Consider the following 11436-nt stretch of genomic DNA (forward strand, 5'->3'; position numbering starts at 1 on the left):
TCAACCACCCCCGCCTGTTCCAGCACCCCCTTGGAGCTGGGCACCTGGCCGGAGCGCCGTGGGTCCACCTCCGTGGCCATGCGCAAGGCCCGGGCAAAGGCCTTGAAACAGGCCTCCACAACGTGGTGGTCGTTGCGGCCGTGGAGTTGGCGGATGTGCAGGGTGAGGCCGCTGTTGTTCACCACGGCCACGAAAAATTCCCGCACCAATTGGGTGTCGTAGCGGCCAATGCGCTCGGAACGCAGTTGCAGGTCAAACTCCAGGTGGGGCCGCCCGGAGCAGTCCAGGGCCACCTGCACCAGGGCCTCGTCCAACGGGGCCAGGAAATGCCCGAAACGATAAATCCCGCGGCGATCCCCCAACCCCTGCCCCAACGCCTGCCCCAGGCTGATGCCCACGTCTTCGTTGGTGTGGTGGTCGTCAATCTCGGTGTCCCCCTGGGCCTGCACGTGTAGATCGAAGAGGCCATGGCTCACCAGTTGCATGAGCATGTGGTCCAGGAAAGGGATGGTGGTCTCCACCTGGCCACAGCCGGTCCCGTCCAGGTTCAGGCGCAGCCGCACCTGGGTTTCCCGGGTCACCCGTTCCACGGAACCGATGCGCCCGTCCTGGTTGGCGTTGGCGTTGCTGGGGACTGGCATGGGAGAAAGGGATCCAACCGTCTGGTTTGCGGGGTTACACGGCTGCTGCGGAACGCTGGAGAACGGCGGCGCAGCGATCACAGATGCGGGAACCGTCATCTAACGTTTCCCCCTGATCCGTGGTGTAGTGCCAGCAGCGGGAACACTTCCAACCATCCGCCCTGGCCACCTGGACGTGGAGACCGTCCTCCCGGGATTCCGCCAGGGGTTGAGGCAGGGGATCACCGCCCATGTGCAGTTGGGAAACCAGGAGCCAGTCTTTCAGCAGATCTTCCGCGCTGACGCCCTGGTCCCGGAGCCAGGCGACGGCCTCCTGCATGGCTGGATCCTGAATGTCCAGATACACCTGGGCCTCCAGGGAGGCGCCCACATGGCCGGCGGTCTGGCTGGCCTGCAACTGACGGTTGACGCTGGTGCGCAGGCGGCGCAACTGCCCCACCACCGCCGCCAACCGGTCATGGCGCCATTGGGCAGCGGCTTGGGGCCAACCCCGCTCAAATACGGAGGTTTCCGGGACGGGATAGGGGAGGTTCTGCCAGATGTCCTCGGCCATGTGGCAGAGCACGGGGGCCATCATGCCCGCCAACTGCTCCACCACCACCGCCAGCACCGTTTGGCACTGACGCCGCGACAGGTCTTGGGGGGCGCTGATGTAGAGCCTGTCCTTGACAATATCCAGATAGAAATTGGAAAGATCAACTACACAGAAGTTCTGAAGAATCTGGAAGAAGCGATAGAATTCATAGGCTTCAAACGCCCTGGTTGCCTCCTGGAGCACCTCGCCCGTGCGATGCAGCAGCCAGCGGTCCAGCCATGCCAGCTTGTCAAAGGGAACACCGTCCCGTTCGGGTTGAAAGTCGTAAACGTTGCCCAGCATGTAGCGGCAGGTGTTGCGCACTTTGCGATACACGTCCGCCAGTTGCCGCAGGATGCCGGCGCCGATGGGAACATCGGAGGAGTAGTCCACGGAACTCACCCAGAGCCGCAACACGTCGGCCCCGTAGGCCGGCTCCTTTTTCCTGTTTTTGCCACCGGCAATAATCACTGTGGGATCCACAACGTTGCCCAGGGATTTGCTCATCTTGCGGCCCTGTTCATCCAGGGTGAAGCCGTGGGTGAGCACACAGCGGTAGGGGGCATGGCCATGGACGGCAACGGAGGTGAGCAGGGACGACTGAAACCAGCCCCGATGCTGATCCGAACCCTCCAGGTAGAGATGGGCGGGATAGGCGAGCCCCTCACGGCCGGCCGCCACCGCTGCCCAGCTTGAGCCGGAGTCAAACCACACGTCCATGGTGTCGGCGCCCTTGCGCCAGCGCTCCGCCTCCGGGGCATAGGCGGGGGGCAGGAGTTGCGCCTCGTCCATGGTCCACCAGGCGTCGCTGCCGTGGGCGGCAAACAGTTGCTGCACATGGGCGAGAGTCTCTTCATTGAGCAGCACCTCGTCTCCATTGCGGGCATAGAACACCGGAATGGGCACACCCCAGACCCGTTGCCGGGAAATACACCAGTCCCCCCGCTCCCCCACCATGGCCTCAATGCGATTGCGGCCGGAGCCGGGTAGCCACGTGACCTGGCCGATGGCCGTCAGGGCCGCCTCCCGGAACCCGTCCACCGAGGCAAACCATTGTTCCGTGGCCCGGAAGATGGTGGGTTTTTTCGTGCGCCAGTCGTAGGGGTAACGGTGGCCATAGGGCACACAGGCCAGCAGGAAGCCCCGGTCCTTGAGGGCGGCAACGATGGCGGGGTTGGCATCCTCCAGCACGTTGAGTCCGGCGAAGGGGCCGGCCTCGGCGGTGAAATACCCCCCTTCATCCACGGGGCAGAGGACGGGCAGGTTGTAGCGCCGGCCCACCACAAAGTCTTCCGCCCCGTGCCCCGGAGCGATATGCACCAGACCGGCGCCGGAATCGGCGGTGACCATGTCCCCCCCCAGCACCACCCGGCCCTGACGCTCCAACAGGGGGTGTTCATAGCTGATCCCTTCCAGTGCGGTCCCCGGCACGGTTTGGAGAACCTCCAGGGGCTGATCAAGCACCTGGCTCAGGGCTGAGCGCCGCCCACAGGCCACCACCAGCCGCCGCCCATCAGCCGTGGCCACAACGGCATAGTCCAGACGGGGATTCACCGCCACCGCCACGTTGGCGGGCAGGGTCCAGGGGGTGGTGGTCCAGATGGCCAGGTGGAGGCCCTGGGCGGCCCCGTCCAGGCGCCGGGCCAGGGCATCGGGCACGGTCCCCACGGGAAAGGCTCCGTAGACGCTGGAACTGGTGTGCCCCTCGGGATACTCCAACTCCGCCTCCGCCAGGGCCGTGCGGGAACTGGGACTCCAATGCACCGGCTTCAGGCCGCGGTAGACGTGACCGGCCAGCACCATGCGGCCAAACACCCCGATCTGGGCGGCTTCATACTCTTTTTGCAGGGTGAGATAGGGATTGTCCCAGTCCCCCCAGACGCCCCAGCGGCGAAAGCCCTGCCGCTGCCCCTCCATCTGCTTGCGGGCATAGGCCGCCGCCTTCTTGCGCAGCTTGATGGGGTTGAGTTGCCGCTGCTGCTCCGGCTTCAGTTCTTGCAACACCTTCAGTTCAATGGGCAGGCCATGGCAGTCCCAACCCGGCACAAAACGCACCTTGCGCCCCTGGAGCAGCTTGTATTTGTTGATGATGTCCTTGAGCACCTTGTTGAGGGCATGGCCCATGTGCAGGGCGCCGTTGGCGTAGGGGGGGCCGTCGTGGAGGACGAAGGGCGGGCCGGGATTGCTGCGGCTCAGCCGTTCGTACACCTTGTGCTCGGACCAGAATTGCTGGAGTTGAGGCTCCCGCTCCACGGCATTGGCCCGCATCTGGAAGCCGGTCTTCGGGAGGTTGATGGTGCTCCGGACGCTGTCACTCTCCAAGGCGGGGGCCGGGTTCATATCCTGACGATTTTCCCGCCTGGCCTGCCCTCTCGGGCAAGGGGCGCCAGGGCGCCGTTATGTTCCTTAACACACTGAAAACACCAGCGAGGAAGAGGATTAAAGACGCCACGGGCGGGCGGATTCACCCCTGCCGTGGCCGTGGTGGCGGTAGCGGACAACGACGCCCGGAACTGATGTTATGGTTACCCTGCTCCGGCCGCCGGTGGAGTCCGGTGGCAGCAGATCCTACTCCTACACCATCACACGGTCCACTCGGCCCTCCGAACCCGTGACGGTGAGAGGGGCCTTCTTGACGTGGGCGGGCAAGCCGCGACTTCCCCTGCTCCGGAACTCGGGTTAGTTTAGGGCTTCCCGATGCGCCACGTCATTCTGTGTCTGCAGCCCCTGGTGTCCTGGAAGCGGCTCTTGATGCGTTGGACTTGCCGGATCCCGAGGCGGATCATCTGAGTGAGGCGGAGTTCCTGAAGCGGGTGGACCGGGCATGGTCCGTCTGCGAGCAGTTCGATTTACAGACGGAGATCTGGCGGGGAAGGATCCTGCGCCGCATCCGGGATCGCGGCCAGCGGCGCGGCCAGAGCCGGGGCGGCGCGTTTCTCCAGTGGTTGCGGGAGCGGGACATCAGCAAAAGCCATGCCTACGGCCTGATTCAACTGGCCGATTCCGCCGATGACCTGGTGGGGGCGGGCAGTCTGGATCCCGCCTGTGTCAACAATTTTTCCAAACACGCCTTTCTGGCCACCGCCAAAGCGGCGCCGCCGGTGCAGCAGTTGGTCAACACCGCAGCCAATGAAGGGGAATGGATCACCCGTCACCAGGTGAAGCGCCTTGATGATGAATTCACCGCAGCCAGCAGTGAACTCTTGCCGGACGAAGTGCGTCAACGGACCCAGGCCCAGGTTCTGCCCGCCAGGGCGGTGGCCCCCCTCGTGAAGGAACTGGCCCGCCTGCCGGAGGAACATCAGGAGCAACTGCGGCAGGAGTTGGCGGCTGCACCGGAGCTTGATGCCGTCAAGGCCGCCACCCGGACGGCCCGCGCCATGGCCATGGTTCTGGAGGCTGCCCTGGCCTTGAATACGCTGCGGGACCGTCCCCTCAACCTGGACCAGGCCATGGGGGAAGCCCAGCGGTTGGAGGCCCTGGGAATCCTGGCGGAAATCCTTCGCCATGCCCGGCAGGTTGAGCAGGCCGCCAGCCAGTTGAATCGCAGTTGGCAGCGGCTGGGCGATCTCCAGGAGCGCCTGCGGCTGGACAGCGGCGGCGACACCCCTCACCTGCGCCGCCTGCTGGAGACGCTGGAATCCCTGTCAGGCAGTCCCATGCAGGTTTCCCTGGGTGCAGTGGGGGGCCAGGAACGCCTCCATGTGGAGATCACCATCAGTGGTGGTTGATCAGCCCCTCGGCGGCGCCCTGCTGGTGGCCCTGGGGGCTGCCCCGGGGGCTTGTCTGCGCTGGTGGCTGGTGCGATGGTGGTCCCCCTGCTGGGCCGGTCGTCATCAACAGCGCCAACTGCCGGGGACGGCCGGTGCTCCCTGGGCCACCATGGCGGTCAACGTGGCGGCTTCCGGCGCTCTGGGATTGTTGGCAGGCTCGCTGATGCGCTATCCCGGGCAGGCGCTGTGGCTCTGGCTGGGGGTGGGCTTTGCTGGCAGCCTCAGCACCTTCTCCACCCTGATGGTGGACGTGATCCTCCTGCTGAAAACCGGCCACCGGCAAGAGGCGCTGGGTCTGGTGGGAGCCAGCGTGGTGGGGGGCTACGGCCTCCTGGCCCTGGGCTTGGCCCTGGGTGAGGCGTTGGCCCCATGAGCGCCGGACATACCATGGGGCCTGCCCTGACAGCCGCGACGCAGCGGTTCCTGTTGGTGGCGGCGGGCGCCGTTCCCGGAGCCCTGTTGCGCTGGCAGGCCGCTGTCCAGTTGAGCCCTTACCTGCCTCCTGGGGGATCCGACGTAGTGGTCAACGGTGTGGGCAGTTGGCTGCTGGCCTGGCTGGTGACCCGGTCTGCCTCCCGCCAGGGACTCCGGTTGTTTCTGGGGGCGGGATTCTGTGGATCACTCACCACGTTTTCCTCCTGGATGCTGGTGACGGAAAGACTGCAACAGCAGGGGTTCATCATGGGTCTGCTGTGGCTGGGTCTGGGTCTTGCGGTGGGACTCGCCATGGCCTGGCTGGGGCAATTGCCGGGGCAACTGCCGGGCCCGGGGAAGGCGCGCCCATAAGCCCATAAACTGTTGTTGCCTGTGGATTCAAGGGGCATGAACAGCAGCGGCCCCAGTGTCTCCGAGCAGGTTGCCCAGCAACTGGCCGGATTGCTGCAGGAGGGCAGCTACGACAGGGTCAAACATCTTCTGGAGCCCCTTCAACCCGTGGATATTGCTGAGGCCATCGGCACCCTGCCCACGGCCCAGCAGGCCCTGGGCTTCCGGCTCCTGTCCAAGGATCTGGCCATCGAGGTGTACGAGGACCTGGAACCCCTGGTGCAGCAGGCCCTCCTGGAGACCCTGCGCTCCAACGAGGTGTTGGAGGTGGTGGAGCAGATGGCGCCGGATGACCGGGTGCGTCTCTTCGACGAGCTGCCGGCCAAGGTGGTGCGGCGCCTGCTGCAGCAGTTGAGCCCGGAAGAGCGCCGAGTCACGGCCCAGTTGTTGGGCTATGCGCCGGGCACGGCGGGTCGTCTCATGACGACCGAGTTCATCGCCCTCAAACAACAACAGACGGTGGCGGAAGCCTTGAACGTGGTGCGCCGTCGCGCCCGTGTGACAGAAACCGTCTACGCCCTCTACGTCACTGACGGGTTCAGTCGCCTGACGGGAACTCTGTCCTTGCGGGAACTGGTGACGACCGAGCCGGATCTGCTGGTGGCCCAGGCCATGACCAGGGAGGTGGTGTCCTTGACCACGGAAGTGGACCAGGAAGAAGCGGCCCGCCAGATCCAGCGCTATGACTTCCTGGCCCTGCCGGTGGTGGACCGGGAGTCCCGGCTGGTGGGGATTGTCACCGTGGACGACGTCATTGACGTGATTGAGCAGGAGGCCACGGAGGATCTTTACGCTGCTGGCGGCATCCAGACCGCCGACGAAGACGACTATTTTCAGATCAACCTGCTGCAAGTGGCCCGCCGCCGTCTGGTGTGGTTGCTGGTGTTGCTGCTGGCCAACGTGGGGACCGCCTCGGTGATTGCCGCCCAGGATGCGGTGTTGTCTCAATACGTGTCCCTTGCGGCCTTCATTCCCCTGCTGATCGGCACCGGCGGCAACATAGGCGCCCAAAGCTCCACGGTGGTCATCCGTGGTCTGAGCACAAGGCGGATTCAGGCCATCGGGGCTTGGCAATCCGTGCTGCGGGAGAGCGCTGCGGGAGCACTGCTGGGCCTGCTGTTGTCCATCATTGTCAGCCTGGTGGTCTGGGTTCTGGACTATCCGCAGCAGGTGGCCGTGGCGGTGGGGGGAAGTCTTCTGGCCATTGCCACCATGGCGGCAACGGCGGGTTCCCTGCTGCCCCTGTTGTTTCGTCGTCTGGGCTTCGACCCGGCCTTGATGTCGGCCCCCTTCATCACCACAGTGGTGGACGTGGCTGGGGTGTTTGTCTATCTACAGTTGGCCTCCAGGCTGCTGTTGCCCGCCACCTGAAGGCGCTGGGGCGCCACAGGTGGCCGGGGCCAGGGAAACGGTTCGGGGGGAATGTATCCTGTATAAGCCAGGTTTCCTTCAGATTCACTGTGAAACTCGCTAGCATGAAAGATTATCAACCCTTGGTCGGCCCGCAGTCGGCCCCCAGGCTGGTTCTGAACGGGACGGGGAGGTCCCTGGCCCAGGTCCGTTTTCATGGAATCAGAGGAATCGGAGTAAGCACTTGTACTTAATTTTTTGGAAAATGGGAAGATCCATGATCTTCTTTACGCTTCTTAAGGTTAGGATTTGCTTACAGCTCGGAGCAGCCTGCGTCACCCATGGTTCCAGCCCTCTCACCCTCCTGCTCATCCCGGTCCACCAGCCAATCCTCCGCCAAGGCTGATCCGGTGCTCTCCCTCCTGCAGAACCACGTTGGCCGTTCTCCTCTGGCCAGCCATGAACATGAAAAAGACATGACCGCCACCTCGTCCTTCCCCTCGTCCTCACCCTCCCAAGCCACCGGTCAATCCTCTGCCGACGCTGACCTGGTGCGCTCCTATCTGCGGGATATTGGCCGTGTCCCGCTGCTGAGCCATGAACAGGAAATCACCTTGGGGCGCCAAGTGCAGGATCTCATGCATCTGGAGGCGCTTGAGGCCCAACTCAAGCAAGACACTGGCGTTGCCCCGCCTGGGAGGAGTGGGCAAAGGCGGCGGAGTTGAGCCCCGCCCAGTTGCAGCGCCGCCTTCGCAGCGGTCGTCGCGCCAAGGAACGGATGGTTTCCGCCAATCTGCGCCTGGTGGTGTCCGTGGCCAAAAAATACACCAAGCGCAATATGGAACTCCTGGACCTGATTCAGGAGGGTACCATCGGCCTGGTGCGTGGCGTGGAAAAGTTCGACCCCAGCCGGGGTTACAAGTTCTCCACCTACGCCTATTGGTGGATTCGCCAGGGCATTACCCGGGCCATTTCCGAGAAAAGCCGCACCATTCGTCTACCGATTCACATTACCGAGGTTCTCAACCGCCTGAAGAAAAGCCAGCGGGAACTGAGCCAGCAGTTGGGGCGTACACCCACCGTGGTGGAACTCTCCGCCGCCGTTGCCCTGGATGAAGAACAGGGGGAGACTGTCCACGAGGTCATTGTCCGCCTCAACAGGGAACTGGGCCACGCACCCACCATGGCCCAGCTTGCCCACGCCCTCAAGCGCTCCGAAGATGAGGTGAATACCCTCACCAGCGAAGTGAAGGACATCATCTGCCGTGCCCGTCAACCCGTAAGTCTGGATCTACGGGTCGGGGACGGAGACGACACCGCCCTGCAGGAACTGCTCTGCCATGAAGGTCCTGCCCCCAATGAAGTGGTGGATGGTGAGTGTCTCAAGAGTGACATTGAAGCCATCCTGGGCCAACTGCCCCACCTGCAGTGCGAGGTCATCAAAATGCGCTACGGCATTGGCGAGCATGAGCCCATGAGCCTCACGGGCATTGGCCGGGTGCTCAACATGAGCCGTGACCGGGTTCGCAAGCTGGAGAAGGACTGTATGGCCAGTCTGCGTCATCTGCGGGCCAACATCGAGGACTATGCCATGGCCTGACCAGGGCCCAGTCATCGCCTGGGTTGTCAACAACCGGTGGCAAGGGCCAGGCAAGGCGGCTCATATCCAGTTGTGATGCTGCCATCCTTAAGGCCAGCCGCCACCGCGTCCAGGGTGTCGCGCATACCGGTCGTCACCACGCCATGAAAATCGTGGAATGGCGCCAAGCCCACGTCATTCCAGCCCGCCGCCCTGTTGCTCGTCAAAGCGGGGGGCCAGCACCAGAAACAGCCACCACCAGACAACAACGGCACAACCCAACCCCGTCACAATCCACCAACGCCCGGTGAGCCACCAGCTTCCAACCAGTACGCCAACGCCGGTGAGCAGGATGCTCCAGGGCTGACACCACCAGGGTTTCTTCTGCCAAAAGCCCGGAGCCATCAGTGCTGATGTTGCTGCAACCCACCATGACACGGTGGGCCAACGGCGTCCAGGGCATGGGCAGCCGGTGGCAACCTGTGAGCAGACGACAACCATGGCCGGATGCGCCATGCTGTGGAGGAGGACATTCTAGGATCCCTCCAGCGAATCACTGCCCATGACGCAACTGGAGACCCACACGGAACCCATGGTGGTCAACTTTGGGCCCCACCATCCTTCCATGCACGGGGTGCTCAGGTTGGTGGTGACCCTGGACGGGGAGGACGTGGTGGACTGCGAACCCGTCATCGGTTACCTCCACCGGGGCATGGAGAAAATTGCCGAGAGCCGCACCAACGTGATGTTTGTCCCCTACGTGAGCCGTTGGGACTATGCGGCCGGCATGTTCAACGAGGCGGTGACCGTCAACGCCCCCGAACGCCTGGCGAACATCACCGTTCCCAGGCGAGCCAGCTACATCCGGGTGTTGATGCTGGAGTTGAACCGCATTGCCAATCACCTGCTCTGGTTGGGGCCGTTCCTGGCGGACGTGGGGGCCCAGACCCCCTTCTTCTACATCTTCCGGGAGCGGGAGATGATCTACGACCTGTGGGAAGCGGCCACCGGGCAGCGGCTGATCAACAACAACTACTTCCGCATCGGTGGGGTGGCGGTGGACCTGCCCTACGGCTGGCTGGAGAAATGCAGCGACTTCTGCGACTGGTTCGGTCCAAAAATTGACGAGTACGAGCGGCTGATCACCGATAACCCCATCTTCCGGCGCCGCATCACCGGTCTGGGGACCATCAGCCGGGAGGAGGCCATCAACTGGAGCCTCTCCGGCCCCATGTTGCGGGCCTCGGGTGTGTGTTGGGATCTGCGCAAGGTGGACCATTACGAGTGCTACGACGACTTTGACTGGGAGGTGGCCACCGCCGAGGAGGGGGACTGCTTCGCCCGTTATCAGGTGCGGATCCAGGAGATGCGGGAGTCATTGAAGATCCTGCGCCAGGCCTGCCGCGCCATCCCCGGCGGTCCCACGGAAAACCTGGAGGCGCGCCGCCTGCAGGAGGGGCGCAAGAGCCGGTGGTACGACTTCGACTACCAGTACCTGGCCAAGAAGGTGGCGCCCACCTTCAGGATCCCCAGCGGCGAGCTCTATGCCCGGGTGGAGACCGGCAAGGGGGAACTGGGCATATTTCTCATCGGCAGCAACGACGTCACCCCCTGGCGTTGGAAGATCCGCGCCCCGGACTTCAACAATCTCCAGATCCTGCCCCACCTGCTCAAGGGGGTGAAAGTGGCGGACATCATGGCCATCCTGGGCTCCATTGACGTGATCATGGGTTCCGTGGACCGGTGAGAAGGCCCAGGTCGGCGGCAACCCGGTGGGAACAGGCATAGCCGCTGAAGGCCACCGCATTGAGCCCCTGGCCCGGGAAGCAGGAGTCTCCAACGCAGTAGAGACCGGGAATGCCGGTGCGGTTCAAGGGCATGGGTAGTAACCCGGGCAGGCGCCGGGCTGGCCTCCTCTCTCCTCAGGCTCCCGCTCAATCAAAATCGGCATCACCAAAATCGGCGGCGGCATCCACGTCAGCGCCGCTGCTGGCGATGACCAACTCCGACTCCTTCAGCCACAGGAGCAATTTGTCGAGGGTACGAGCACAGGCCATAGAGTCGGACTCAAAACACTCCAGTCGTGATCCCTCACCATCTCGCTGGAACATGAGTCGATTAGCATGGCCCTCTGCAACGCTGACCGATGCCAGCTTGTCAAGCCGTACCCGGAACCGCTCCGTACGTTCAGGGAAGTGCCGCTCCCAGCGTTGGCCGTGGAAGTAAATGTGCTGAGTGGTCAAGACAACTGTCCCCTCGTCGGCCTGCTCCAGACGCTCGTCCTCGTCCAGGCTTCCGCCGAATCTGCCAATTCCAACGTCAATATTCCTTGTCACTCCAAATGATGCACCTAGCGATCCTCCGGAAAAAGTTGTATGCTTTTTGACCTTCAGATATCTACAGTCAGGAAGAACCCACAGGACCTTCTCGGACTTCTGGAATCGCAGGGACGGAGGCGGCTGGTGCTTGCACATGACAAACATGTCTTCCGGGCTCCTGGCTTGGGCGAGTCCTTCTTCCAGTGTTTTGATCTCACGCAGTCCATCAGCTTCCCTGTTCCTTTCAGCCATCCCTTTATACAGTCCACACGTTAAGAGCCACAGCAGGAAGTCCACGATAAGTATTATAGGCACCAGGAAGAACAACTTTATGTAGTGCAGTATCCTTAGTATAAAGCCTGCTATAATTCCTAGT

At 63.2% G+C, this 11436-nt stretch carries 11 protein-coding genes and 1 pseudogene; 7 read left to right on the forward strand and 5 right to left on the reverse strand.

Translation table 11 applies throughout. The features are described 5' to 3' along the window. Together hisB and ileS are read right to left on the reverse strand one after the other, a co-directional pair. Positions 1 to 641, reverse strand: a 641-nt coding sequence (gene hisB, locus BG35_RS0102700; protein WP_025781593.1) for an imidazoleglycerol-phosphate dehydratase HisB, incomplete at its 3' end; no start/stop codon positions are given. A 34-nt stretch (positions 642 to 675) separates the two neighbouring features. Further along, entirely contained in the window at positions 676 to 3555 is a 2880-nt protein-coding gene (gene ileS, locus BG35_RS0102710; RefSeq protein ID WP_025781594.1) for an isoleucine--tRNA ligase, read from the reverse strand. Between the two features lie 374 nt (positions 3556 to 3929). On the opposite strand from ileS, the gene BG35_RS0102715 reads away from it, so the two are divergent. The 6 genes from BG35_RS0102715 to BG35_RS09935 all read left to right on the forward strand — a co-directional run bounded on the left by BG35_RS0102715 (position 3930) and on the right by BG35_RS09935 (position 8763). Beyond that, positions 3930 to 4946, forward strand: a complete 1017-nt coding sequence (locus tag BG35_RS0102715; RefSeq protein WP_025781595.1) for a hypothetical protein — start codon at positions 3930 to 3932, stop codon at positions 4944 to 4946. Beyond that, positions 4918 to 5361 (forward strand): fluoride efflux transporter FluC, encoded by a 444-nt coding sequence (locus BG35_RS0102720; RefSeq protein WP_071994759.1) that lies wholly within the window; start codon positions 4918 to 4920, stop codon positions 5359 to 5361. The genes BG35_RS0102715 and BG35_RS0102720 overlap by 29 nt, the downstream gene beginning before the upstream one ends. Then, complete coding sequence (locus tag BG35_RS0102725; protein ID WP_236619754.1) at positions 5358 to 5774, forward strand: fluoride efflux transporter FluC; 417 nt, start codon at positions 5358 to 5360, stop codon at positions 5772 to 5774. The genes BG35_RS0102720 and BG35_RS0102725 overlap by 4 nt, the downstream gene beginning before the upstream one ends. 36 nt (positions 5775 to 5810) lie before the next feature. Beyond that, positions 5811 to 7184: a magnesium transporter gene (gene mgtE, locus BG35_RS0102730; protein WP_025781598.1), complete on the forward strand. Its 1374-nt coding sequence runs from the start codon at positions 5811 to 5813 to the stop codon at positions 7182 to 7184. Positions 7185 to 7504: 320 nt separating this feature from the next. Further along, entirely contained in the window at positions 7505 to 7888 is a 384-nt protein-coding gene (locus BG35_RS14070; RefSeq protein ID WP_080687990.1) for a sigma-70 factor domain-containing protein, read from the forward strand. Between the two features lie 11 nt (positions 7889 to 7899). Further along, positions 7900 to 8763: a sigma-70 family RNA polymerase sigma factor gene (locus BG35_RS09935; protein WP_373276958.1), complete on the forward strand. Its 864-nt coding sequence runs from the start codon at positions 7900 to 7902 to the stop codon at positions 8761 to 8763. Between the two features lie 174 nt (positions 8764 to 8937). Here the strand turns inward: BG35_RS09935 and BG35_RS0102740 are convergent, their stop codons facing one another. Then, positions 8938 to 9147, reverse strand: a complete 210-nt coding sequence (locus tag BG35_RS0102740) for a DUF6737 family protein (protein WP_025781599.1) — start codon at positions 9145 to 9147, stop codon at positions 8938 to 8940. A gap of 157 nt (positions 9148 to 9304) precedes the next feature. Between BG35_RS0102740 and BG35_RS0102745 the strand changes: the two genes are divergently transcribed. Then, on the forward strand, positions 9305 to 10489 hold the full coding sequence (locus BG35_RS0102745; protein WP_025781600.1) for an NAD(P)H-quinone oxidoreductase subunit H: 1185 nt from the start codon (positions 9305 to 9307) through the stop codon (positions 10487 to 10489). Here the strand turns inward: BG35_RS0102745 and BG35_RS11895 are convergent. Continuing rightward, positions 10467 to 10652: pseudogene (locus tag BG35_RS11895) on the reverse strand (hypothetical protein); the annotation flags it as partial. The gene BG35_RS0102745 and the pseudogene BG35_RS11895 overlap by 23 nt on opposite strands. A 24-nt stretch (positions 10653 to 10676) precedes the next feature. Then, positions 10677 to 11436 (reverse strand): hypothetical protein (locus BG35_RS12970; RefSeq protein WP_025781601.1); only part of this gene is annotated, 760 nt, incomplete at its 5' end.

Origin of the sequence: Candidatus Synechococcus spongiarum SH4 (assembly GCF_000586015.1) — a bacterium.
Lineage (GTDB): Bacteria > Cyanobacteriota > Cyanobacteriia > PCC-6307 > Cyanobiaceae > Synechococcus_B > Synechococcus_B spongiarum_F.

Coding starts and splice junctions, on each gene's coding strand:
- BG35_RS14070 (WP_080687990.1), top strand. CDS start 7,505: ATGGTTCCAGCCCTCTCACCCTCCTGCTCATCCCGGTCCACCAGCCAA.
- BG35_RS0102740 (WP_025781599.1), bottom strand. CDS start 9,147: ATGGCTCCGGGCTTTTGGCAGAAGAAACCCTGGTGGTGTCAGCCCTGG.
- ileS (WP_025781594.1), bottom strand. CDS start 3,555: ATGAACCCGGCCCCCGCCTTGGAGAGTGACAGCGTCCGGAGCACCATC.
- BG35_RS0102725 (WP_236619754.1), top strand. CDS start 5,358: ATGAGCGCCGGACATACCATGGGGCCTGCCCTGACAGCCGCGACGCAG.
- mgtE (WP_025781598.1), top strand. CDS start 5,811: ATGAACAGCAGCGGCCCCAGTGTCTCCGAGCAGGTTGCCCAGCAACTG.
- BG35_RS0102720 (WP_071994759.1), top strand. CDS start 4,918: ATGTGGAGATCACCATCAGTGGTGGTTGATCAGCCCCTCGGCGGCGCC.
- BG35_RS0102745 (WP_025781600.1), top strand. CDS start 9,305: ATGACGCAACTGGAGACCCACACGGAACCCATGGTGGTCAACTTTGGG.